This is a genomic window from Propioniciclava sp. LT432 (genome assembly GCF_059515965.1).
Genome location: NZ_JCAKNE010000019.1, coordinates 40,981 through 62,795 on the forward strand (window position 1 = coordinate 40,981; position 21,815 = coordinate 62,795).

A 21,815-nucleotide genomic window follows, 5' to 3' on the forward strand; every position below is an offset into this window, starting at 1 on the left:
CGCCAGCGATGTAAAGTGGGGAGGCACCAAACCGTGTCCTACCCGAGGAGACCCGCCGCCATGGCCCGCTACGACCTGACCGCCACCAAGGTCGGCCAACTGCTGGATGACCCGGCCGCCGTCGCCGTCATCGAGCGCCACTACCCCGGCATCACCAGCAAGCCGATGGTTGGCATGTTCAAGGGCATGATCGCGCAGAAGGCGTTGCGGCTGGCGTCCGACTACGTCAGCGAGGCCGAGGTCGCCGAGGTGCGCGCCGAGTTGGAGAGCCTCTGACCCTCGGCGCATCCCGCGGCGGGGGTGCGCACCCCTAGGCTGAGGCCGTGCTCACCCTCACCGGATTCACCGACGAGGCCCTCGCCACCTTCCCCGCCCAGGCCCGCATGGCGTCCGCCGTCGGTCTGACCCACGTGGAGCTCCGGCGCATCGGCACCCGCCCCACCCCGGTGCTCAGGGCGTCCGAGCGCGCCGTCGCGGCCGCCGAGGCGGCATTGTCCGAGAACGGGCTGCGGGCCTCCTGCATCGCGACCGGCATCGGCAAGACCGCCGTGGACGCCCCGTTCGCGCCCCAGGTCGACGCCGTCAAGCGTGCGGCGTCCCTGGCCCACCGCTTCGGGACGCCCTACGTCCGCACCTTCTCCTGGCACACCACCACCCCGGACGCCGACCGTCCCCGCGTGCTGCGCCAGATGACCCTGCTGACCCGGACGGCCGAGGCCGAGGGCGTCACGCTCCTCCACGAGAACGAGAAGGGCGTGTTCGGTGACGATGCCCGGCGTTCGCTCGAGGTCGCGCGGTGCGGCGTCCGGCTGATCTTCGACCCGGCGAACTTCGTGCAGTGCGGCGTGCGGCCGTTCGACGAGGCGTGGCCGCTGCTGGCCGAGCACGTCGAATATGTCCACGCCAAGGACGCCCGGGCCCGCACCCACCGGGTCGTTCTCGTGGGGGCCGGAGACGGGCAGTGGCCGGAATTGGTCGCCGCGCTCAGGGCGTCCGGCTGGTCGGGGTTCGTGTCGCTCGAGCCCCACCTCGGCCTCGGCGGACGCGGTGGGCCCATCACCCCGCGCCGCTGGATCCGGGCCCTGGACAACCTGCGCGGGGTCCTCGCGGCCTGAGTGAGTCCGACGTAGCGCCATCTGGACCGCATTTGGTCCACACTCGCCGAGACGAATCGCGCTGACAAGGGGACTTTGCGCGAGGGTCTTTCCCAGATGTGGTCCAGATGGCGCTACCTCAGCGCAGCCGGTGGGAGAATCATGGAATGGCGTTCACGTTCCCGATCAGCTCCCGGTTCGGCGACGAGCCCGCTGATCCGGTGGGCGACCTCTTCTCGGTGCTCAGCCGCGGGGACATCATCAGCTTCGCCGGCGGCATCCCCGATGGTGCCCTGTTCGACATCGACCCGATCCGGGACAGCTTCGACCACATTCTGACCAACCATGCGCGTCGGGCCTTGCAGTACGGCGCGACGCCGGGGGAACCGGAACTCCGCGCCGCGGCCGCCGCGCTCGTCGCCCGCGACCTGCCCACCACCGCGGACGACATCCTCGTCACCTCGGGATCGCAGGAGGGCATCTTCCTGGCGGCCCAGTCGCTGCTCTCGCCCGGCGACGTCGTCCTCGTCGAGGAGCCCACCTACCTCGCGGCGGTCCAGGCGTTCCTGCTGAACGGTGCGCGGCTCGTCGGCGTGGTGGCCGATGCCGAGGGCATGCTCCCGGACGCCCTGGCCGACGCCATCGCGGCGCACGACCCGAAGTTCGTCTACCTCATCCCGACGTTCGCCAACCCGTCCGGCAAGGCGATGGGACGCCGTCGGCGCGAGCAGGTGGCCGAGGTCCTGCTCCGGACCGGCGTGGCCCTCGTCGAGGACGACCCCTACAGCCGGCTGCGGTTCTCGGGCGAGCCCGTCCCGCCGATCGCCGCCCTGCCGGGGATGTCCGCGCAGACGATCCTGCTCAACTCGATGTCGAAGGTGATGGCGCCCGGCCTGCGGATCGGGTGGATGCGCGTCGAGGGTCCGTTGAAGAAGATCCTCGGCATCGCGAAGTCGGCCGTCACGCTGCAGTCGCCCGCCCTGAACCAGCTGGCGATCGCCCACTACCTGACCCACCACGACCTGGACGCCCACATCGCCGCCGCGGTGGGCCCGTACCGGGAGCGACGCGACGCCATGCACGCCGGACTGCTGGCCATGCTTCCCGACACGGCCGCCGTGACCCGGCCCGATGGCGGGATGTTCTGCTGGGTGACCCTCGGCGACGGCACGGACACCGCGGAGCTCCTGCCGATCGCGGTCGAGGAGGGGGTGGCTTTCGTGCCCGGGTGGAGCTTCTTCGCCGCCGACCCCGACCGCAGCACCATGCGACTCAGCTACGCGACCAACTCCCCGGACACGATCGCCGAGGGCCTGCGGCGCCTGGCGGACGCGCTGCGTCGCTGACCCAGACCGCCTGGCGTGCCCCGTCCGGGTGCCCCGCTCGCGTGGCTCAGGCCGGACGGACCGAGCAGGAGACCTCGCCCTGCAGGCGGCGCCACAGCGCCCACGCGAGCAGGACGACCCCCAGCACGCCCAGGAACGGCTGGACGGGGCCGAACCACTGCAGGGCGCCGGTGTAGCCCAGGGCGAGCAGGGCGATCTTGTTGCAGACCGGACAGCCCACGGCGAAGTAGGCGAGGAGCCCTCCCGCCGTCCCCGCCCGGGTGCCCTGCGGGGCGTCCGATCCCCCGCGTACGTACGTGGCCATCACAAGGCCACCGAGGACGGCCGTCACCGCGAGGACCGGCCAGGCCCACCACGTCGTCGGGATCTCCCGGCCGAACACCGGGTTGGGAATCATGGCGGTCGGGATCGCGATCACGAGCACCGTCGCGACGGCCGCAACGGCAGCGCTCACCCAACGGCGGATGGACCAGCTCGCGAGTGTCCGCAATGGGCTGGGGTTTCGGCGTTGGACGAGGGCGTCCAGGGCTTGGGGCGCGGCGAGGCGCAACTGCGGGTCACGGATCGGGGCGTCCATGGGGAACCTCCAGGTCGACGTTCCCCGAACCATACCCCAGGGGGTATGAGTATTGCCCCTCAGGATTGGACGCCCGCCCCGCGGGGGTGTGCAATCAAGACATGGAGATCTTGGCCGACCTCGGTGATGTGAGTGTGGCGCGGGCGACCCGCGACCACATCTCGGCGATCGAGCGCCTGCTCGCTGACGACCCGACATCCCCCCAGCACGTCGCCACGACGAACCTCGTGAGCGACGACCTGTTGGGCGACGGGCCAGCCGGTGCCGACCTGGAGGAGACCTTCTCCCGCATCGACGCCGACCCCAACCAGACGCTGTTCGTCATCCTGGACGAAGGGCAGCGCGCCATCGGCACCCTCCAGTTGAGCCTGCTCCCGACGATGGCCCGGGGCGGCGGCATCCGCGCGTTCGTGACCGGTGCGCGCGTTCGCGCCGGCGCCGACTCGATCAGCATCTCGCGTCGCGTCTTCGAATGGCTGACCGGCTACGCCCGCAACAAGGGCGCCCGCGTCCTGATCATCGTCACGGACAAGAACCGCGCCCACATCCACGGCTTCTACACCACGATGGGGTTCCGGGCGAGCCACGAGGGAATGGTCCTGCCGCTCTGACCCCCCGCCGAGGGCTCGGCTCCACCCCGCCGAGGGCTCGGCTCCACGCCGCCGAGGGCTCGCCGCCCCGGTGTCAGTGCAGCACTCTAGGCTGCGGCCATGAGCATCGGCATCATCGGTCTCGGCAGGCTCGGCACAGCACTGGCGCGAGGCTTGGCGCGGGCCGGCGTACCGGACGTGGTGGTCTTCAACCGCACCACCACCAAGGCGGACGCGCTGGCGTCAGACCACGCCACGGTCACGGTGGCGACCTCCGCCGCTGAGGTGTTCGAGACCTGCGATCCCGTCTTCCTGTGGACCGCCCCGCCCGACTCGGACACCCTCGCCCGCGCGCACGCCGAGGTGATCGCCGAGCGCCGTCCGTTGATCGTCACCTGCGCCACCGGTTGGGATCCGAGCGCCCACACCCCCCGCTGGGCCACGACGCTCCCGAATGTGAATCTCTCCACCGGACAAGGGTCGACGCTCATCACGTGGACCCCCGGGCTCACCGAGGCCGACAAAGATTCCGTCCGCGCGCCCCTCGCCGCCTGTGGCGCCGTGCACGAGGTCGACGCCGAGCACCTGAGCCTCTACGCCGCCCTCACCAGCAGCGGACCGGCCCTCTACGCCAGCGCGATGGAAACCTGGGCCGACACCCTGGCCGGACGCCACGGGCTCGACCGCGAGGTCTGCCGCGGCATGGTGCGCCAGACGATGGCCGGGACGCTTGCACTCCAGGAGCAGGACGCCATCGGCGCTGACGAGGTCGTCCGGCGGGTCGCGCACCCGGGCGGTACGACCGAGAAGGGCCTCCGCGTCCTTGACAACGAGCTGCCTCGCCTGGCCGAGGCGATGCTGCGCGCGATGAACAAGTGGAGGCCCGATCTGCGCCCGGAGCACGCGTCAGGGAACCATGGAAACACACTTTGACTGACGGTCGGTCAGTTCTATGATGATCACTGACCGACGGTCAGTCAGGGGGTGTCGGCAGCATGGCGAGGGTCGCCAAGGACCCGGACGTCCGGCGGGATGAGTTCATGGACGCCGCCCTGCGCCTCTGCGTGGACATCGGCTACGAGAAGCTGTCCATCGACCAGGTGACGCAAGCGGTGGGCGTCGCGAAGGGCACCTTCTACTACCACTTCCCGTCCAAGACGGCGCTGCTCGTCGCGCTGGTCGAGCGCTGGGCGGACGACCTGTTCGACGACCTCGAGACCCAGGCGCCCGGCCTGACCGGCACCGGCGCCGCGCGGTTCCGCCGGCTCATGCAGCTCAGCACCCAGTGGAAGCTCAACCGCATCGACTCCGCGTTGGCGTCCGTCCCGCTGCTCTACAAACCCGAGAACCTCGAGCTCCGCCACCGTCTCTTCGACTCCTGGACCACGCGGATGCGGCACCTCTTCCTGCCGCTGGTCGAGGTCGGCCACGCCGACGGCAGCCTCGCGGTGGACGACCCCGAGGCCACGGTCGACGTCGTCCTCGCGATGATGGTGGACGGCTCTGCCCGCCTCACCGACCGCGCCTTCGCAGCCGACACCGAGGACGAGTACCTCCACATCTTCACCACCGGGCTCCCCGCGCTCATGTCCGCTGTCGAGCGGGTGCTCGGCGCCGCGCCGGGAACCTTCGCCGTCCCCGGCGACTTCACCGAGACCTACCGCGCCCTGCGCGGCCCCTTCCTGACCGCGCTCGGCCGCGCGTCCAGTCCCACCACCGACCCGAAGGAATCCTCATGACCAAGCGCCGCGTCATCACCATCACGGTCGTCGTCGCGCTCCTGATCGCCCTCGCCGCCGGCTGGTGGGTCTCCGCCCGCGCCGCGCAGACCACGGTGTCCACCGCCACGGCGTCGCGTCAGACGCTCGAGGTGACCGTGAACGCGAAGGGCACCGCCACCCCGGACGCCAGCGCGTCGGTCACCGCCCCCTCGGCGGGAACCCTCGCGTCCGTCGCCGTGACCGATGGGCAGGCGGTCACGGCCGGGCAACTCCTGGGCACCATGGACGCCGCCCCGCTCGACCGGGCCGTCGCCCAGGCCCAGGCGCAGTACGCCGCCGCCCGCGCCATGCCGACGGGGACCGATCGGCTGAACCGCTCGCGGGAGGCCGCCACCCACGCCGCCCAACTCGCCCTCGACCAGGCCCGGTCCGACCGGGGGAAGGCCGAGCTCAAGGCTCCCGTCGGCGGCACCGTCCAGTTCACGAGCATCTCGCTGGCGCCCGGGCTGCCCACCCTCTTCACGACCGCGCCCGGCGTCGCCGTCACCCAGGGCATGACGCTCTTCACCATCGTCGACCCCGCGTCGCTGCGGTTCGAGGCCCAGGTGGACGAGTCCGACATCGCCGGCATCAAGCCGGGACAGACGGCGTCCGCCCACCTCGACGCCTTCGCAGGCCAGCCCTTCAGTGGCACGGTCGAGTCGATCCGCCCGGTCGCGGTGAGCACGGCGACCGGCGGGGTGGCGTTCACCACCACCATCAAGCTCGACACCGGCGGCCAGACACTCATGAACGGCATGACCGGCGACGTCGACATCGCCACGGCGTCCATCGCGGATGCGCTCGTGGTGCCGGTCCAGGCGGTGGTCTCGGACGGCTCGACGCGCCACGTCTGGGTCGTGGACGGTGACACGGTGCGCCGCGTCGAGGTCGAGGTGGGCCCCTCCACCGACACGCTCACCCAGGTCACGTCCGGGTTGGACGCCGGCGCGCGGGTCGCCACGACCAACCTGACCGGACTGAAGGATGGGACCCGGGTCAATGTCCAGGGCTGACATCGCACCGATCGTCGAGACGTCCGGCCTGGTCAAGACCTACGGCGCCGACGAGAACGCCGTGCACGCGCTGGCGGGGGTCGACCTGACCGTCATGCCGGGCGAGTTCGTGGCCGTCATGGGCCCCTCCGGGTGCGGGAAGTCGACCCTGCTCAACCTCATCGGAGGGCTCGACACGCCCACCGAGGGAAGCATCCGCATCGACGGCACCGACATCGCCACCCTGCCCGACGAGCAACTGACGACGCTGCGGCGCCGCCGACTCGGGTTCGTGTTCCAGTTCTTCAACCTGATCCCGGTGCTGAACGCCACCGAGAACGCCGCGCTCCCCCTCACGCTCGACGGCGCGGCGGACGCCAACGCGAGGGCCGAGCAGTGGTTGCGCCAGGTGGGCCTCGGCGACCGGCTCCGGTACCGGCCGGACCAGTTGTCCGGCGGCCAGCAGCAGCGCGTGGCCGTCGCCCGCGCCCTGTCGACCGATCCCGCCCTCGTGCTGGCGGACGAACCCACGGGCAACCTGGACTCGGCGTCCGCGACCGAGATCGCCGAACTGCTGGCGACGGTGGCGTCCGACTGGGGACGCGCGGTCCTGATGGTCACCCACGACCCCCGGATCGCGAGCTACGCGCGCCGGTTGGTCCTCATGCGTGACGGACGGGTGATCGACGACATCAGCCTCGACGGGCGCCGCGAAGCCGCCCGGGACGCCATGGACCGCGCAGGGATGTTGTGATGACCAGGCTGGCTGAGGCTCCCCGAGCCCCTTCCGTCTCCCGGCGACCGGACCCACCCGTCCGCAGGACCGTCGCCCGGCCCGTCTCGCTCGCCCTCGCCTGGCGCTACCTGCGCGGACGAGGCCTGCGCTCGCTGCTGACCACGCTCGCGGTGTCGCTCGGCGTCATGCTCGTGTTCGGCCTGAACGGCATCTCACCGGCCCTGATGGAGGCCTTCACGAGGTCGATGATGTCCGCCGCCGGACGGATCGACGTGACCGTGTCCAGCACCTTCCGGCAGCCGATCGACCTCGACGTGCTCGACGTCGTCACCCGGACGCCGGGCATCGCGGCGGCCTCGGGCGAGGTGCAGAGGCCCGCTCCCCTGACGTCACAGGACGGCCTGCCGGACGCCCCCAGCATGCTCAACGTCGTGGGGATCGACCCCGCGATGGCGGCCCAGGTGCGGGACTTCCCGCTGGCGTCCGGCCGAGCGCTGGCGGCCGGGGACGGCAACGTGGCGGTCCTGGCCGAGGACCTCGCCGGACGCCTCGAGGTGCGACTGGGCGACGAGTTGGTGCTGCCCAGCGCGTCCGGGACGACGCGGCTGACCGTCGTCGGGCTCCTGTCGACGCCGTCCACGCCGGGTCAGGAGCAGGTGTACGTGCCGCTCGCCACGGCCCAGGACCTCTTCTCCCTGGGGAACCGGCTGACCGTGGTCGAGGCGTCCCTCACCCCGGGCGCCGACCGTACGGCCGTCGAGGACGCGCTGCGCCGCAGCTTGGGCGACCAGTACTCGGTCGGCGGCCTCTCGTCGAACGGGTCGCTGCTGGCGAGCATGCAGGTCTCCGAGTTCGCGTTCATGCTGTTCGGGGTGTTCGCGCTGGCCACGGCGGGGTTCATCATCGCCAACTCGTTCCGGACGGTCATCTCGGAGCGGCGCCGCGACATCGGCATGCTGCGCGCAATCGGGACGCCCAGGCGGGTGATCCGGCGCATGTTCCTGGCCGAGTCGCTGTTGCAGGGCATCGTCGGAACCGGCGTGGGCCTCGTGCTCGGCTGGCTGCTCGCTTCCGGGGCGTTCGCCGTGATGCGCTCGCTGACGGCCCAGTACCTGCGCCTGGAGATCGGCCCGCCGATCTTCCGGCCCACCACATGGGCGCTGGCCATCGGGCTCGGCCTGCTCGTGACCGTCATCGCGGCCGTGGTGCCGGCGCGCAACGCCGCCCGGATCACCCCGCTGGAGGCCATGCGGCCTCCCATCGCCGAGGTGCACCGGGCGGTCGCCGGGAAGCGCGCCTGGTTCGGCGTCGCCCTGGTCGCGGTGTCCGTGTTCATGCTGGCCTCGCGCGTCCCGACGTGGGTCGCGTCGGGGTCGGTGGTGTTCCTCGTCGCGATCGCGCTGGTGACGCCCGCCATCGTGAACCCGCTGGCGTCCGCGTTCGGGTCGGTCGTCGAGCTGCTGTTCGCGCGCGAGGGCGCGATCGCGCGCTCGAACCTGCAGCGCAACCCCGCGCGGTCGGCGACGACGGTGAGCGCGGTGATGCTGGGACTGGCGTCCATCGTGGCGATGCTGACGGTGGTGGCGTCGATCTTCGCCGGGTTCATGAACTACATCGACCGGTCCATGGGGTCGGACTACCTCGTGATCCCCGGGTCGATCGTGCTGCAGGAGGGCAACGTCGCAGCGGGCCCCCGGCTGGGTGCCGAACTGAGGTCGGTCCCGGGCGTGGCGTCGGTGGCGTCCCTGCGTGTCGCGAACGGCAAGCTGGACGGCCAGGACGTGCAGGTGATCGGCATCGACCCGGTCGAGTACCCGAAGGTGGCGTCCCTGGAGTGGAACGGCACCTCGGGGGACGGCGCCTTCGGGCAGCTGGCGTCCGGGCGCTGGCTCATCGCCAACGGCATCTTCGCCTCCCAGGTGGGGCTGACTCCCGGTGATGCCGTCGAACTCCAGACCCCGAACGGACGCCGGACGTACTTCGTCGCGGGCATCGGCAACGACTACCTGAACGCCAAGCTGTCGACGATCTACGTCTCCCAGGAACTGCTGGCGAAGGACTTCGCCACGACGAACGACCTGATGTTCCTGCTGAACCGGACGCCGGGGGCCGATGTCGGCGCGGTGGATCGGGCGGTGCACGAGGTCGTGGACGACTACCCGGCGTTCAAGGCCCACTCCACGAGTGAGTGGCGGGCCGAGCAGCAGACGACCTTCAACGCGACGCTAGGCATCTTCTACGGCCTGATCGCCGTGCTCGCCCTGCCGAGCCTGCTGGCGCTCGCGAACACCCTGGCCATCTCGGTGCTGGCCAGACGTCGCGAGATCGGCATGCTCCGGGCGGTCGGCGCGACGCGCCGGCAGGTCCGGCGGATGGTGATGGCCGAGTCGCTCCTGCTGACGCTGATCGGCATCGCCTTCGGCGTGATCGCCGGACTCTGGCTCGGCTACGCGCTGGTGGTGGCCATGTCGAACGTCGGCTGGGAGATGCCGTGGTCGTTCCCGTTCGACGGCGTGGTGGCGACGATCATCGTGGGGTTGGTGTTCGGCGTGCTCGCGTCGGTGGCGCCGGCCAGGTCTGCGGCCAAGCTGGACGTCGTCGAGGCGCTGCACCAGGAGTAGCGGGGGCCCCTTGTCCGCTCGCCCTCAGCCGGCCGTCGTGTCCGCCACTGCCAAGGACGCCTCACGCCATGACGCCAGGAGTGCCGCATCCCCTGCGGCGGCGACCAGCGTCGGGTCGGCCAACGCCACAGCGGCAGCATGGTGGACCGCGTCATACCCGCGGAGCCCCAGCTCCCGAGCGGCCAGCGCGGCAGCCATCGCCAGTTCGGCGTCCAACTCAAGGACATCCATCTCGACCCACAATTCGTCGAGTCGTTTGAGGGCCGCCTCGTGTTCGGCGGGCGTGATGCGCCCGAGCCGTACAGCCATGGCGAGGGCGGCTGCGGCTTCGACATACGTCAGCCGGACGCTGACCACACGGTCGGCGGCATCCCAAAGGCGACCGCATGCCTCAGAACTGGGTTCGTCGATCAGGACGGGCACGAAGGCGGACGTGTCCAAGTAGAGGATCATCTCCGCTGGTCGTGCACCAGGTCACTCGCAGCCTCCGATGTCGCCACTGGGGGACGTCGGGTGCCCTTCCGAGCCACCGCGACGGTCACACGCCCCTCCGAAACCAGCCGCTCCAGGGACGTGGGCTGTTCGATCGGAACGAGGCGGGCCACGGGCCGGCCATGATCGGTGACCGTGATCGTGGACCCCTCGCGCACGGACAGCAAGTGCCGGCTCAAGTGATCACGAAGTTCCCGTATTCCAATTTCCATGGCGACCCTTCCGGATGTGGCGCTTTCCATCAGTCCGATTGTCGCCATGCTACCCGCGGTGGCCATGCCGGTCACCGGGTACGACCGGTTCGACCCACACTCCGGCCGCCACGCGTGAACCGTACGCACCGTTCGATCAGGGCCCGCCGCTCCGCGGGGCGGAACAAGCCCAACAGTTGCCAGCCCGGTTGAGCGAGGTCGCTGGTGGCGGCCCACAGCACATCCTCCACCTCCAGGAATTCCGTCCAGGCGGTTGCCATCACCCCATGCCCGGCGCCCTCGGTGTGGATGGCGAACCCGTCGTCCCTCCAGCGATCGTAGGTCGCCAACGCCGCCTCGGTCGTCACTGGGTGTTGCCACGAGGTGAAAGTGGCGACCGACTCCGTCACGCGCACGAGTTCGATCGCCTTCCAGAACCCGCCTGAATCGAGCCGGACGCGGAGGACGTCGTTGACGACGAGGGGCACCTCGAACGCGTTGTTCGCCGCCAACACCAGGCCCCTCTTGCGGTCGAGCCAACGCCCCCACAGTGATTCGCTTCGAGCATGGACGGGGGCATAGGGCGAGAAGGCGATGGTGAACTTCAGGCTGTCGTTGTCGTCGTTGTCGCTGGGGGTGTCCATGACACGAGCATCGGGGACGGGTCCGACATTTTGCTTTGGAGTGGCTTCGCGGGCGGCCGAGCAACCTCAGTCGTCGTCGAACTCCCCCGCCAGGGCATGCGCCGCCAGGTGCTCCTCGGTGGCCGCCTCCCAGACCTCTTTGGCGGCCCGGACATTGATGAGGATGATCACGATGCCGAGGATGACGTCCGGCCAGCCGGACATCGTGAACCAGGTGATGATGCCCATCGCGATGATCAGGGCGTTCACGATGACGTCGTTGCGGGCCGCCAGGAAGGCGGCCGTGGTCATCGAGCCCCCGTGCTCCCTATAACTGGACAGGAGCCAGGCGCAGACGGCGTTCACGACGATCGCGCCACCGGCGGTGACCACGAGGGAGGTGACCTCCGGCGCCTCGGGGTTGCCGAACTTCTCGAACGCCTGCCACGCCGCCGCCAGCGCGGGGACCAGGATGATGCCGGCCATCACCTTGCCCACCCGGGCACGCGAGCGCAGCGACCAGCCCAGCGCGACGAAGATCAGCAGGTTGACCGCGGTGTCCTCGAGGAAGTCGACCGAATCGGCGAACAGCGACACCGACCCGATGGCCAGGGCCACGGCGATCTCCACCCAGAAGTAGGCGAAGTTCAGCCCGGCCACGGTGAGCACCGTGCGGCGCAGCCGGGGTTTCCGTTCGGCCACCTCGTCCTCGGTCAGCTCCCTGTCATCGGCGTCGCGTTCATCCACGGGATCATTGTGGCGGTGACCGAAGGGATACAGTGCTCGAGCCAGTGCGCGTGAGACGAAGAGGCACATGCCCTACTTGGTCGAGACCTACGACAAGCCGGACCACCACCACGTTCGCCTGGCGACTCGCCCCGCCCACCTGGAGTTCCTCGAGGCGAACGCTCCCCTGCTGCTGGCCTGCGGGGCCAAGCTCAGCGACGACGGGGAGGTGGCCTCCGGGGGCATCTACCTACTGGACGTCGACTCCCGCGAGGAGGCGGAGGCCTTCATCGCGCAGGACCCCTTCACGCGGGCCGACTTGTTCCGCGACATCGTGGTGACCAACTGGCGCAAGGCCTACTTGGACGGCCGCAGCTTCCTCTGACCCAAGGGACCGAAGTCACGGTCAGGTGATTCTCGAAACTCTGGACCAGGCCTCCTACACGTCGTGGTGTGTGTTCACGAGATGAACACCACGTTCGCCTAGCGAACATGTCAAGGAAGACAGGTCATGAGCCACACAACACAGGCATCGCCCAGGACGCCGGCCAAGGCCGGCGTCCTGCAGGGCATCACCGGCTTCTTCACCCAGTTGATGCGACGCTTCATCCCCGATCCGATCGTGTTCGCGATCGGCCTCACCCTTCTGGTCTTCCTGCTGGCCATCACGGTCGAGGGCGCCAGCCCGCTGGCCATGGTCACGGCTTGGGGCAACGGCTTCTGGGACATCTTGGCGTTCGCCATGCAGATGTGCGTGATCCTCATCGCCGGCTACGTCCTTGCGAAGGCCCCCGCCACTGACCGCCTGCTGGACAAGCTCTGCGCCATGGTCAGCACCCCGCGCGGCGCGGTGATCCTCGCCACCCTGGTCGGCGCGATCGGCTCCTACATCAACTGGGGCTTCGGCCTGATGATCGGCGGCGTGGTCGCCAAGAAGCTGGCGACCCAGATCAGGGGCATCCACTACCCCGCCATCATCGCGGCGGCCTACTCCGGCTTCACGCTGTACGGCCTCGGCCTGTCGGCCACCGTCCCGGTCGTGATCTCGGCCGCCGGCCACCCGCTCGAGAAGGCCATGGGCGTCATCCCGCTGGTGCAGACCATCTTCTCCCCGCCCATGCTGATCCTCTCGGCGATCACCATCGTGACGCTCCCGCTCCTCAACGCGGCCATGCACCCGAAGCCCGGACAGCCGGTCGTGGAGTACGACCCGTCCGTCGAGGGCACGAAGGCCACAGCAACGGTCGCCGCCGTCGTGGAGAAGGGCAAGAAGACCCTCGCCGCCACCATGAACGACTCCAAGATCGTGGTGTGGCTCATCGCCGCCATGGCGATCGTGCTCGTGGTCGCCTACTTCGCCGCCGGCAAGCAGCTCAACATCAACATCATCAACTTCATCATCATCTTCGCCGGCATGCTGCTGATGAAGACCCCGGCCCGCTACGTCGCCGCGTTCAGTGAGGGCACCAAGACCGCGTCCGGCATCATCCTGCAGTTCCCGTTCTACGCGGGCATCCTCGGCATCATGGCTGCGTCCGGGCTGGTCGGAACGATCTCGGACCTGTTCGTCCAGATCTCCACAGCGGAGACCCTCCCCTTCTGGGGCATCGTGTCCTCGTTCTTCATCAACTTCTTTGCCCCGTCCGGCGGCGGCCACTGGGTCATCCAGGGCCCGTTCATGATGGAGGCCGCCACCGCGCTCGGCTCCGACCACGGCTGGAACGCCATGGCCGTCCAGCTCGGCAATGCCTGGAACGACCTCGTCCAGCCCTTCTGGATCCTGCCCGCGCTCGCCCTGTCCGGCCTGAAGCTCAAGGACATCATGGGCTACACCGTGGTGGACATGTTCTACGTCGGGATCCTGTACTGCGGCGCCATGCTCATGGTCGGCTTCCTCTTCTGAGACCCTCAACCCACTAGGAGAAAACGTCATGCCCCACGCAACACCGTCCGAGGACCTCACCCTCCACTACGTCGTGGATGGCCCGGACACCGCTCCCGTCGTCGTCCTGTCCAACTCGATCGGCACCAACGTCGACCTGTGGGCGCCCATCGTGCCGCAGCTCGCCGAGAGGTTCCGCGTCGTCCGCTACGACAGCCGCGGCCACGGCGGGTCGACCACTCCCGCCGGTGACTACACGATGTCCCAGCTCGCCGGCGACATCGTCGCGATCCTCGACGACCTCGGCGTGGAGCGTGCCCACGTCGTCGGCCTCTCGGTGGGCGGCCAGACGGCCCTCACGTTCGCCCTGGAGCACCCCGAGCGGCTCGACCGCCTGGTCGTTTCCAACACGGGCGCGAAGATCGGGACCGAGCGGTCCTGGGCCGACCGGGCCGCCAAGGTGCGCACCGAGGGGCTCGAGGCGATCGTCGATCCCGTGACCGCCGGTTGGCTCACTCCCGCGCACGCGGCCGAGAACCCCCGGCAGCTCGCCACCATGAAGGAGTGGTTCCTCGCCAACGACCCCAAGGGTTACGCAGCGACCTGCATCGCGCTGGGCCACACCGACCTGACCGACCGCCTGGGCGAGATCACCGCACCGACGCTGGTGATCGGCGCCACCGGGGACGTCCCCACCCCGCCGGCCCTGACCTTCCAGATCGCCGAGGGCATCCCCGGCGCGACCCGCGTCGAGATCCCGGGCGCTCACCTCAGCGTCCAGGAGGCGCCCGAGGCCTACGCCGGGGCCGTCCTCGCCCACCTGTCCTGAACCACCGCAACACAACACCACGACCGCAACACCAACACGAAAGGAGCCAGGACGATGAAGTTCCTGTGCCGCATGCAGGTCACGTTCCCCGAGTCCATGTCGAAGGAGGAGATCGCCGAGAAGCAGGCTCAGGAGAAGGAGTACTCGCAGTCCCTGCAGCGCTCCGGTGAGTTCGAGGCGATCTACCGCGTCGTCGGACGCTACGCCAACGTGTCGATCTTCGAGGTCGAATCCAGCGACCGCCTGCACGAAATCCTGGCCGGCTTCCCGATGTTCCCCTACATGGACATCGAGACCACCGCCCTGTGCAAGCACCCGAACTCGATCCGATGACCTCCGTCCCCGAACGCCCTGAGCCGATCCAGTCGCTCGTCCGAGGACTCTCGGTCATCACGGCGTTCGGGGCCGAACACCCCCGCATGACGCTCAGCGAGGTCGCCCGGAGGGTGGACCTCAGCCGGGCCACGGCCCGGCGCGTCCTGCACACCTTGGTCGACCTCGGCTACGCGGCCACCGACAGCACTCTCTTCTGGCTGACGCCGCGCATCCTCTCGCTGGGCTACTCCTACCTCTCCTCCCAAGGCCTCGCCGAACTCGCCAACTCAGCCCTGCGCGCCTTGTCGGAGGCGTTGAACGAGTCGACGTCGTTGGCTGTGCTCGACGGCGACGAGATCGTCTACATCACCCGGTTCGCCGTGCGGCGGATCATGCGCACCCCCATCGCCGTGGGCACCCGGTTCCCCGCCTACGCCACCAGCATGGGTCGAGTCCTGCTCGCCGGGCTGACCGAGGGCGAACTCGACGACTACCTCGCCCGCACGGACCGCCCGGCCCTCACGCCCAACACGCTGACCGGGGCGGACGCGCTGCGCTCGGTCATCCGCCAGGCCCGCGAGGACGGGTTCGCGTCCATCGTGGACGAACTCGAACCCGGGATCTGCTCGGTGGCGGCGCCCGTCCTGGATCGGGACGACCGGGTCATCGCCGCCATCAACGTCTCCATGGCCAGCGGCGCGGGAGCCCGCGAACGCATCCAGGCGGCGACCCCCCACGTGCTGGCCTGTGCCGCGGCGATCAGCAACGAGGTGCGCAACCGCGCCGCGCTCACCCCCTGATGCCATCAGGCCTTGCGCACGTGAAGGGGCTTGGGCCTCACTCCGAGGGCTGCACCGTCCAGGACGGGGGCTCGTCGTTGCCGGACTCCTCATCCGACTCGGAGTCGGCGCGGGTCTCGTGAACCTTGCCCTGCGCGTGGTGGACGGGTGCGTAGATCGCGTAGAGGCGCATGGGCTCGTCACCGGTGTTGATCACGTCGTGCCACATGCCCGCAGGCACGACGATGCACCAGCCGTCGGAGACCTCTTCTGTGAAGGTGATCTCCTCGGCGTCCGGCCCCATCCGGACGTGACCCTGGCCGGCGTCCAACCGCAGGAACTGGTCGGTCTCGGGGTGCACCTCGAGACCGATCGACTGCCCCGGCTCGATGGACATGAGTGTCACCTGCAGGTACTTGCCGGTCCAGGCCACCTGGCGGTAGACCTCGTTCTCGACGGTCGCCTTCTCGAGGTCGAACGAGTTGGGCTTGGGGCCGATGTCCTCGATCTTCACGTGTCGCTCCCTCCGTGTTGGATTCATCTACAACCTAGCCGAGCCCCCCGACATTCATCGGACGGCCGCGAAGATCAGCGCCACGGCGCGCAGCCCGAGCACGAACCCGGCGAACGCCACGATGGCGCCCACCAGCGCGAACGTCGACACGCCCGGGAACACCTCCGGGCCGCCCGGGGCCACGGTCAGCACGACCCCGGCGAGCACCCCCGCCGCCGAGAGGACCGCCACCACCAACTGCTGCACCAACCCGGTCAGGAACGCGCGGTCGTCCGGATGGGAGGCGATGCGGACGTTCGCCGTCAGGCGCCCGGACTCCAGGTCCGCGGTGATCTTGTTGATCCGCCGCGGCAACTGCTCCAGCAGCGGCACCAGGTGCAGGACGCGCTGGCTCAACTCCGCCTTCACCCGCTCGGGCGTGACGGCCCCCACCGCCTCCTTGCCGACGGTGCGGGCGGCGGCCACGAGGTCGAGGGAGGGGTCCAGCAGCTTGAGCGTCCCCTCGAGGGCACCGAGGGATCGCAGGGCGGCCGCGATCTGGGGCGGAATGCGGAACCCGTGGTCGACCACGAGGGCGAACAGTTCGGTGAACACCGCCATCGACCCGCCCGAGCCGACCCCGCCCCGGAACCGCGTGAGCAGCTGGCCGATGGAGCGCTGCAGGCCCCGCTCGTCCAGGTCGTCCGGGCGGTCCAGCAGGTCCAGGACGGCGTCCGTGGCGGTGACCGGGTCGTCCGCGTCGATCGCCCACAGCAGGAGCCCCAGCGTGCGCCGGGACACGGCGTCCAAGCGGCCGACGGAGCCGAAGTCGAGCAGGCCCATCGTGCCGTCGGGCCACAGCACCACGTTGCCCGGGTGCAGGTCGGCGTGGAAGACCCCCTCTCCGACGATTTGGGCGAGCACCGTCGACAACAGCATGCGGGCGGAGTCGGCCCGCACCTGCGGATCCAGCGCGGCGATCAGGGCGGACGCCTGCGCCACCGGCGTCCCGTCGAAGCGCTCCATGACGATCACGCGGGCCGAGGACAGGTCGTCCGCCACCCAGGGGACCCGCACGCCCCGGCCCGCCAGCGACGCCCGCACGGCGGCCATGTTGTCGATCTCGATCCGGTAGTCGAGTTCCTCGCGGAGGGAGTCTGCGAAGCCCTCGGCCATGCCCTTGACCCCGATGGAACGCGCCCACGGCGCCTTGCGGTCCAGCGAGTTCGTCAGGCGGGTGAGGATCTCCAGGTCCAGTTCGACCTGCCGCAGCGCCCCCGGGCGCTGCACCTTCACGACCACCTCGCGCCCGTCGCTCAGCGTTGCCGCGTGCACCTGGGCCACGGACGCCGAGGCCAGCGGCACCTCGTCGACGTGGGCGAACGCCGCGGTGACCGGACGCCCCGCCTCCTGCTCGAGCACCATCCGCACGTGCGTCCAGGGCACGGGCTCGGCGCGGTTGGTGAGCTTGGAGAGCTCCCGGATGAACGGGGCGGGCAGGACGTCCTGACGCGTGGAGAGCATCTGGCCGAGCTTGATGAACGTGACGCCTCCGTCCTGCAGGGCCTGCCGCATCGAGGCGGCCAACCGGTTGAGGTCCCGCTCGGACGGGCGGAACCCCCGCAGCGGGGCACTCAGCCCGTGCCGCGCGGCGATGCCCATGATCTGGAGGTAGCGGCGTCCGCGGGCCCAGCGGCGGTCCCAGCCGAGGAACAGTTGGCGGAACGTCGGCAGCGAGCCCGTCGGGACGACGATCTCGAGCACGACCAGCGCGGCGGCGGAGAAGGCGAAGGTCCACAGGGTGAGGACGACGAAGGAGAAGGCCAGTCCCCCGTACCACTGGGGGTCGATCGGCAGCGCGCCGGTTTCGACCATCGAGCCGGTGACGGTGAACAGGCTCAGGATGGCGAGGCCGCAGACAACGATCGTCCGGGGCCAGCCGACCCGCACCCCCAGCACGCGGCGAGCGGTCTGCCCCACGATGAAGGCCTGGACGGCCAGGGTCACCAACCACAGGAAGCTGGCGGCGGCGCCGCCGAGCATGTCCAACCAAGCCATGGTCCTCCGTCGGGCGAGGGGCGTGCACCCGTTCGGGTCCACGCGTGACACCTTATGCAGCACCATGGTCGCGTGAGCAACCAGATCCAGGCTCCGGCGGCCGTCGTGATGGTGCGGCCGCACCACTTCACGCCGAACCCCGAGACGGCGGCCGACAACGTCTTCCAGCTGCCGCGTCCGGAGATCAACGCCGAGACGTTCGAGGCCAGGGCGCTCCGCGAGGTGGATTCCGTGGCGCGCATCCTCATGGAGCACGGCGTCCGGGTGCACGTCTTCGACGACCTGGGGCGCGAGACGCCCGACTCGGTGTTCCCGAACAACTGGTTCTCCACGCACCACGGCGGCCGTGTGGTCCTGTACCCGATGGCGGCCCCGAGCCGGCGTGGCGAGCGGCGCGTGGACGTGATCGAGATGCTCAAGCGCGAGTACCGCGTCCAGGAGGTCGTCGACTACTCGGGGCTGGAACCGGACGGGCTGTTCCTGGAGGGGACCGGCGCGATGATCCTCGACCACCTCGAGCGCGTGGCCTACGTGGGGGCGTCCCAGCGTGCGAACCAGGTCATCCTGGAGCGCTTCTGCACCCACGTGGGCTACGAGCCGATGGTCTTCGAGAGCCGCGACCCCGCCGGCCAGCCGATCTACCACACCAACGTGATCATGAGCATCGGCACCGACTTCGCCCTGCTGTGCACCGAGGTGATGACGGACGCCCGCCGTCGCGACGAGATCGTGGAGCGGCTCACGGCGTCCGGGCGCGACGTCATCGACATCTCGTGGCGGCAGGTCACCGAGTTCGCCGGCAACGGCATGGAGCTGACCGGCTCGTCCGGACGGCTCTACGCCTGCTCGGCGCGCGCCGCGGCGTCCTACACGCCGGAACAGCGCGAGCGCATCGAGGCGTCCGCGCCGATCGTGGCGATCGACGTGCCCACGATCGAGTTGGCCGGCGGTTCGGTGCGCTGCATGTTGGCGGGGATCCACCTGTCTCGGCGGTAGGTGTCCTCGCGCCGGCGACGGTGATCGTCCACTCGAATCGGACCTGGACAGTTCGCACCGCTCAGCGGGCGAACCGGGCCTTTGCCGAGTGGACGATTGCCGTCACCGAGCATCTGTGACCCTCGACTTCGTGGCCCCCGTGCCTCAGGCTGGAACCACCGACCGAGGAGGAACCATGGGACGTCCCATCCACTTCGAGATCCACGCCGCGGACGTGGAGCGCGCCAAGAACTTCTACGCAGCCGTGTTCGGCTGGGCCTTCGAGGACTGGTCCCGCGTCGCGGGCATCCCCTACTTCGGCGTGATCACCGGCGAGGAGGGCGAGCCGGGCATCAACGGCGCGATCATGAAGCGCTTCGGCGACAACCCACCGCATGGACAGCAGATGAACGGCTGGGTCGTCACCATCGGCGTGGACGACTATGACACGACCCACGACAGGATCCTGACCGCCGGTGGGACGGTCGCGCTCGAGAAGCAGGTCCTCCCCGGCATGGCCTGGCAGGGCTACTACCTCGACACCGAGGGCAACACGTTCGGCGTCCACCAGGCCGATCCCGAGGCCGCCTGATTCTGGGCCGCCCTGGCGTGGCACGTGTCACTCAGAGATGTCGCACGACCTGGTCGACCAGGCGCGCCGCGGTCCGGGCGGTCCGCCCGTCGATGTCGAAGCGGGGGTTGAGTTCGGCGACCTCGAGGAGTCCGAGCTTGCCGGATCCTACGACCCTGTCCACCAGCGCGCGCACGACGTCCAGACCGATGCCGTACCCGGCGGGCGCGCTCACCCCGGGCGCCACGGATGCGGGCAGCACGTCGAGGTCGATGCTCAGGTGGACGCGGTCGAGTCCGGTGACGAACCCCTCCACGAACTCGCCGGCGGACTCGATGGTGCAGTGCTCGTCGAGGAGCACTCGCGCGCCCAGGCGGTCGGCGGCGTCGAAGAGCGCGCGGGTGTTGTTGGCCTCGCTGATGCCCGCCACCGCGTAGGCGAACCCGCGTCCCGCGGCGGCCTCGTCGGCAGCGATCTGGGCGAACGGGGTCCCGGAGGTGGCGCGGTCCGCCGTGCGCAGGTCGAAGTGGGCGTCGACGTTGAGGACGCCCCACCTCTCCTGGGCCGCGTACGGCGCCCAGCCGAGGTGGGAGCCGTACGCCACCTCGTGCCCGCCACCCAGGACGACCGGGAGCGCCCCGGCCTCGAGCACGGCGGCGACCAGCGCCCCGAGCCGCGCCTGGCCCGCCTCGAGGTCGTCGTCGTCGACGACCACGTCGCCGGCGTCGAACACCGGACGTCCGGGGTCGCTGAGGTTGGCGAGGGCCTCGCGCAGGACGCGCGGGCCTTGGGCGGCCCCGACACGGCCCTCATTGCGCCGCACGCCCTCGTCGGAGGCGAACCCGATGAGCACGGCGGACGATGGAGTGAACTGGTGCCCCGACTGCGGGGCACGAGTCACCGCTGTGTGCCAGCGGGCGTGTTCGGGTCCGGGCCCATCGTCGCGTCCGATCCAGGGCTGGGGGGCTCGGTCAGCCACGGCGTCCCTCCTTCAGCACGGTTCGCACGAGCGGCACGCCCGGACGGTACGCGAGGTGGATGTACGAGGGGGCGTCCAGCACGAGCAGGTCGGCCCGGGCACCTGGGCCGAGGTGGCCCACGTCGGTGCGACTCAGCGCCCGGGCCCCGCCGGCGGTCGCCGCCCAGAGCGCCTCGGCCGGAGTCATCCGCAGTTCCCGGACCGCCAGGGCCACCATCAGCGGCATCGACGTCGTGTACGAGGTGCCCGGGTTGCAGTCGGCCCCCAACGCCACGGTGACGCCCGCATCGAGCAAGCGGCGCGCGTCGGGGTAGGGCCCACGCGTGGAGAAGTCCGCGCCGGCCAGCAGGGTCGCGACCGTGTCGGAGTTCGCGAGTGCGTCCACGTCGGCCTCCGTGAGGTGGACGCAGTGGTCGACCGAGGCCGCCCCCAACTCCACCCCCAGCCGGACGCCCCCGCCGGCGGTCAGCTGGTTGGCGTGCACCCGGACGCCGAGGCCCGCTGCCCTGCCGGCCTTCAGCACCGCCCGGGACTGCTCCACGTCGAACGCGCCGTCCTCGCAGAACACGTCGATCCACCGCGCGTGCGGCGCTGCCGCCGGGATCATCTCGTCGACCACGAGCCGGACGTAGTCGTCGACGCGTCCGGCGAACTCCGGCGGGGGGACGTGCGCGGCCAGCAAGGTGACCTCGTCGGCGTGGGCGGAGGCGAGGCGCACCGACCTCTCCTCGTCGATGACCGTCTGGCCGTAGCCCGACTTCACCTCCAGCGTCGTGGTGCCCTGTCGGCGGTACTCCGCCGCCAGCCGCAGCAGGTTCGCCTCGAGCGCCTCGTCCGACGCGGAGCGCGTCGCCGCCAGCGTGGCCCGGATGCCGCCCGCGGCGTACGGCGTCCCGGCCATGCGGGCGGCGAACTCCGCCGACCGGTCCCCCGCGAAGACCAGGTGGCTGTGCGACTCGACGAACCCGGGCACCACGGCCGCGCCCGCGGCGTCCAGCACGGCGTCGGTGCCGCGGTCGGCGTGGGAGCGTGGGCCGACCCAGGCGACGCGGCCGTCCTCGACGACGAGCGCGGCGTCGTGGAGCGTGCCGAAGTCGCCCTCCCCCAGCCCGGGTGCGTGGGTGACGAGCTCGCCGATGTGGTCGATCAGCAGGGACATGGCGTCAGCCTCTCGTGGTGTTCT

General features: G+C 70.2%; 25 protein-coding genes. 16 read left to right on the forward strand and 9 right to left on the reverse strand.

Annotated features, from left to right (window positions below):
* The first annotated feature begins 60 nt into the window (after positions 1-60).
* The 3 genes from AC5YDV_RS11920 (at position 61) to AC5YDV_RS11930 (ending at position 2,440) form a co-directional block, all read left to right on the forward strand.
* A complete protein-coding gene (locus AC5YDV_RS11920; RefSeq protein WP_496183549.1) occupies positions 61-276 on the forward strand; it encodes a hypothetical protein in 216 nt (71 codons plus the stop codon).
* Between the two features lie 47 nt (positions 277-323).
* Positions 324-1,115 (forward strand): sugar phosphate isomerase/epimerase family protein, encoded by a 792-nt coding sequence (locus AC5YDV_RS11925; RefSeq protein WP_496183550.1) that lies wholly within the window; start codon positions 324-326, stop codon positions 1,113-1,115.
* Positions 1,116-1,261: 146 nt separating this feature from the next.
* Positions 1,262-2,440 (forward strand): aminotransferase-like domain-containing protein, encoded by a 1,179-nt coding sequence (locus tag AC5YDV_RS11930; RefSeq protein ID WP_496183551.1) that lies wholly within the window; start codon positions 1,262-1,264, stop codon positions 2,438-2,440.
* Positions 2,441-2,486: 46 nt separating this feature from the next.
* Here the strand turns inward: AC5YDV_RS11930 and AC5YDV_RS11935 are convergent, their stop codons facing one another.
* Complete coding sequence (locus tag AC5YDV_RS11935; RefSeq protein WP_496183552.1) at positions 2,487-3,017, reverse strand: hypothetical protein; 531 nt, start codon at positions 3,015-3,017, stop codon at positions 2,487-2,489.
* 101 nt (positions 3,018-3,118) lie between these two features.
* Between AC5YDV_RS11935 and AC5YDV_RS11940 the strand changes: the two genes are divergently transcribed.
* The 6 genes from AC5YDV_RS11940 (at position 3,119) to AC5YDV_RS11965 (ending at position 9,719) form a co-directional block, all read left to right on the forward strand.
* Positions 3,119-3,628 carry a GNAT family N-acetyltransferase gene (locus AC5YDV_RS11940; RefSeq protein ID WP_496183553.1) on the forward strand — a complete coding sequence of 170 codons (510 nt, stop codon included), beginning with the start codon at positions 3,119-3,121 and terminating at the stop codon, positions 3,626-3,628.
* 99 nt (positions 3,629-3,727) lie between these two features.
* Positions 3,728-4,540, forward strand: a complete 813-nt coding sequence (locus AC5YDV_RS11945) for a pyrroline-5-carboxylate reductase family protein (protein ID WP_496183554.1) — start codon at positions 3,728-3,730, stop codon at positions 4,538-4,540.
* Between the two features lie 62 nt (positions 4,541-4,602).
* Entirely contained in the window at positions 4,603-5,346 is a 744-nt protein-coding gene (locus AC5YDV_RS11950) for a TetR/AcrR family transcriptional regulator (RefSeq protein ID WP_496183555.1), read from the forward strand.
* Complete coding sequence (locus AC5YDV_RS11955; protein ID WP_496183556.1) at positions 5,343-6,383, forward strand: efflux RND transporter periplasmic adaptor subunit; 1,041 nt, start codon at positions 5,343-5,345, stop codon at positions 6,381-6,383. The genes AC5YDV_RS11950 and AC5YDV_RS11955 overlap by 4 nt, the downstream gene beginning before the upstream one ends.
* Complete coding sequence (locus tag AC5YDV_RS11960) at positions 6,370-7,116, forward strand: ABC transporter ATP-binding protein (protein ID WP_496183557.1); 747 nt, start codon at positions 6,370-6,372, stop codon at positions 7,114-7,116. The genes AC5YDV_RS11955 and AC5YDV_RS11960 overlap by 14 nt, the downstream gene beginning before the upstream one ends.
* A complete protein-coding gene (locus AC5YDV_RS11965) occupies positions 7,116-9,719 on the forward strand; it encodes an ABC transporter permease (RefSeq protein WP_496183558.1) in 2,604 nt (867 codons plus the stop codon). Before AC5YDV_RS11960 ends, AC5YDV_RS11965 begins: the two co-directional genes overlap by 1 nt.
* Positions 9,720-9,743: 24 nt before the next feature.
* On the opposite strand, the gene AC5YDV_RS11970 is transcribed toward AC5YDV_RS11965, so the two are convergent.
* The 4 genes from AC5YDV_RS11970 to AC5YDV_RS11985 all read right to left on the reverse strand — a co-directional run bounded on the left by AC5YDV_RS11970 (position 9,744) and on the right by AC5YDV_RS11985 (position 11,772).
* Complete coding sequence (locus AC5YDV_RS11970) at positions 9,744-10,172, reverse strand: type II toxin-antitoxin system VapC family toxin (RefSeq protein WP_496183559.1); 429 nt, start codon at positions 10,170-10,172, stop codon at positions 9,744-9,746.
* On the reverse strand, positions 10,169-10,489 hold the full coding sequence (locus AC5YDV_RS11975) for a type II toxin-antitoxin system Phd/YefM family antitoxin (protein ID WP_496183560.1): 321 nt from the start codon (positions 10,487-10,489) through the stop codon (positions 10,169-10,171). Before AC5YDV_RS11975 ends, AC5YDV_RS11970 begins: the two co-directional genes overlap by 4 nt.
* 5 nt (positions 10,490-10,494) lie before the next feature.
* A complete protein-coding gene (locus AC5YDV_RS11980) occupies positions 10,495-11,046 on the reverse strand; it encodes a hypothetical protein (RefSeq protein WP_496183561.1) in 552 nt (183 codons plus the stop codon).
* Between the two features lie 66 nt (positions 11,047-11,112).
* Entirely contained in the window at positions 11,113-11,772 is a 660-nt protein-coding gene (locus tag AC5YDV_RS11985) for a cation efflux transmembrane domain-containing protein (RefSeq protein WP_496183562.1), read from the reverse strand.
* Positions 11,773-11,839: 67 nt separating this feature from the next.
* Between AC5YDV_RS11985 and AC5YDV_RS11990 the strand changes: the two genes are divergently transcribed.
* The 5 genes from AC5YDV_RS11990 (at position 11,840) to AC5YDV_RS12010 (ending at position 15,577) form a co-directional block, all read left to right on the forward strand.
* Complete coding sequence (locus tag AC5YDV_RS11990) at positions 11,840-12,136, forward strand: YciI family protein (protein WP_496183563.1); 297 nt, start codon at positions 11,840-11,842, stop codon at positions 12,134-12,136.
* 126 nt (positions 12,137-12,262) lie between these two features.
* Entirely contained in the window at positions 12,263-13,654 is a 1,392-nt protein-coding gene (locus AC5YDV_RS11995) for a short-chain fatty acid transporter (protein WP_496183564.1), read from the forward strand.
* A gap of 28 nt (positions 13,655-13,682) precedes the next feature.
* A complete protein-coding gene (pcaD, locus tag AC5YDV_RS12000) occupies positions 13,683-14,462 on the forward strand; it encodes a 3-oxoadipate enol-lactonase (protein WP_496183565.1) in 780 nt (259 codons plus the stop codon).
* A gap of 54 nt (positions 14,463-14,516) precedes the next feature.
* Positions 14,517-14,795 (forward strand): muconolactone Delta-isomerase, encoded by a 279-nt coding sequence (gene catC / locus AC5YDV_RS12005; protein ID WP_496183566.1) that lies wholly within the window; start codon positions 14,517-14,519, stop codon positions 14,793-14,795.
* Positions 14,792-15,577 carry an IclR family transcriptional regulator domain-containing protein gene (locus tag AC5YDV_RS12010; RefSeq protein ID WP_496183567.1) on the forward strand — a complete coding sequence of 262 codons (786 nt, stop codon included), beginning with the start codon at positions 14,792-14,794 and terminating at the stop codon, positions 15,575-15,577. The genes catC and AC5YDV_RS12010 overlap by 4 nt, the downstream gene beginning before the upstream one ends.
* Positions 15,578-15,614: 37 nt before the next feature.
* Here AC5YDV_RS12010 and AC5YDV_RS12015 read toward each other — a convergent pair whose 3' ends face one another.
* Together AC5YDV_RS12015 and AC5YDV_RS12020 are read right to left on the reverse strand one after the other, a co-directional pair.
* Positions 15,615-16,070 carry a cupin domain-containing protein gene (locus AC5YDV_RS12015; RefSeq protein ID WP_496183568.1) on the reverse strand — a complete coding sequence of 152 codons (456 nt, stop codon included), beginning with the start codon at positions 16,068-16,070 and terminating at the stop codon, positions 15,615-15,617.
* A gap of 54 nt (positions 16,071-16,124) precedes the next feature.
* Positions 16,125-18,107, reverse strand: coding sequence for an ABC1 kinase family protein (locus tag AC5YDV_RS12020; protein WP_496183569.1), 1,983 nt, complete (start codon positions 18,105-18,107; stop codon positions 16,125-16,127).
* A gap of 72 nt (positions 18,108-18,179) precedes the next feature.
* Here AC5YDV_RS12020 and ctlX point away from each other — a divergent pair, with 72 nt between their 5' ends.
* Positions 18,180-19,103 carry a citrulline utilization hydrolase CtlX gene (gene ctlX / locus AC5YDV_RS12025; protein ID WP_496183570.1) on the forward strand — a complete coding sequence of 308 codons (924 nt, stop codon included), beginning with the start codon at positions 18,180-18,182 and terminating at the stop codon, positions 19,101-19,103.
* A 175-nt stretch (positions 19,104-19,278) separates the two neighbouring features.
* Complete coding sequence (locus AC5YDV_RS12030; protein ID WP_496183571.1) at positions 19,279-19,674, forward strand: VOC family protein; 396 nt, start codon at positions 19,279-19,281, stop codon at positions 19,672-19,674.
* A gap of 31 nt (positions 19,675-19,705) precedes the next feature.
* Here the strand turns inward: AC5YDV_RS12030 and hutG are convergent, their stop codons facing one another.
* Positions 19,706-20,632, reverse strand: coding sequence for a formimidoylglutamase (gene hutG, locus AC5YDV_RS12035; protein ID WP_496183572.1), 927 nt, complete (start codon positions 20,630-20,632; stop codon positions 19,706-19,708).
* The gene (gene hutI, locus AC5YDV_RS12040; protein ID WP_496183573.1) at positions 20,625-21,791 is read right to left on the reverse strand and encodes an imidazolonepropionase; all 1,167 of its coding nucleotides are present in this window, start codon (positions 21,789-21,791) and stop codon (positions 20,625-20,627) included. The genes hutG and hutI overlap by 8 nt, the downstream gene beginning before the upstream one ends.
* Between the last annotated feature and the right edge of the window lie 24 nt (positions 21,792-21,815).

Coding starts and splice junctions, on each gene's coding strand:
- AC5YDV_RS11920 (WP_496183549.1), top strand. CDS start 61: ATGGCCCGCTACGACCTGACCGCCACCAAGGTCGGCCAACTGCTGGAT.
- AC5YDV_RS11930 (WP_496183551.1), top strand. CDS start 1,262: ATGGCGTTCACGTTCCCGATCAGCTCCCGGTTCGGCGACGAGCCCGCT.
- AC5YDV_RS11935 (WP_496183552.1), bottom strand. CDS start 3,017: ATGGACGCCCCGATCCGTGACCCGCAGTTGCGCCTCGCCGCGCCCCAA.
- AC5YDV_RS11940 (WP_496183553.1), top strand. CDS start 3,119: ATGGAGATCTTGGCCGACCTCGGTGATGTGAGTGTGGCGCGGGCGACC.
- AC5YDV_RS11945 (WP_496183554.1), top strand. CDS start 3,728: ATGAGCATCGGCATCATCGGTCTCGGCAGGCTCGGCACAGCACTGGCG.
- AC5YDV_RS11950 (WP_496183555.1), top strand. CDS start 4,603: ATGGCGAGGGTCGCCAAGGACCCGGACGTCCGGCGGGATGAGTTCATG.
- AC5YDV_RS11955 (WP_496183556.1), top strand. CDS start 5,343: ATGACCAAGCGCCGCGTCATCACCATCACGGTCGTCGTCGCGCTCCTG.
- AC5YDV_RS11960 (WP_496183557.1), top strand. CDS start 6,370: ATGTCCAGGGCTGACATCGCACCGATCGTCGAGACGTCCGGCCTGGTC.
- AC5YDV_RS11965 (WP_496183558.1), top strand. CDS start 7,116: ATGACCAGGCTGGCTGAGGCTCCCCGAGCCCCTTCCGTCTCCCGGCGA.
- AC5YDV_RS11970 (WP_496183559.1), bottom strand. CDS start 10,172: ATGATCCTCTACTTGGACACGTCCGCCTTCGTGCCCGTCCTGATCGAC.
- AC5YDV_RS11975 (WP_496183560.1), bottom strand. CDS start 10,489: ATGGCCACCGCGGGTAGCATGGCGACAATCGGACTGATGGAAAGCGCC.
- AC5YDV_RS11980 (WP_496183561.1), bottom strand. CDS start 11,046: ATGGACACCCCCAGCGACAACGACGACAACGACAGCCTGAAGTTCACC.
- AC5YDV_RS11990 (WP_496183563.1), top strand. CDS start 11,840: ATGCCCTACTTGGTCGAGACCTACGACAAGCCGGACCACCACCACGTT.
- AC5YDV_RS11995 (WP_496183564.1), top strand. CDS start 12,263: ATGAGCCACACAACACAGGCATCGCCCAGGACGCCGGCCAAGGCCGGC.
- pcaD (WP_496183565.1), top strand. CDS start 13,683: ATGCCCCACGCAACACCGTCCGAGGACCTCACCCTCCACTACGTCGTG.
- catC (WP_496183566.1), top strand. CDS start 14,517: ATGAAGTTCCTGTGCCGCATGCAGGTCACGTTCCCCGAGTCCATGTCG.
- AC5YDV_RS12010 (WP_496183567.1), top strand. CDS start 14,792: ATGACCTCCGTCCCCGAACGCCCTGAGCCGATCCAGTCGCTCGTCCGA.
- AC5YDV_RS12020 (WP_496183569.1), bottom strand. CDS start 18,107: ATGGCTTGGTTGGACATGCTCGGCGGCGCCGCCGCCAGCTTCCTGTGG.
- AC5YDV_RS12030 (WP_496183571.1), top strand. CDS start 19,279: ATGGGACGTCCCATCCACTTCGAGATCCACGCCGCGGACGTGGAGCGC.
- hutI (WP_496183573.1), bottom strand. CDS start 21,791: ATGTCCCTGCTGATCGACCACATCGGCGAGCTCGTCACCCACGCACCC.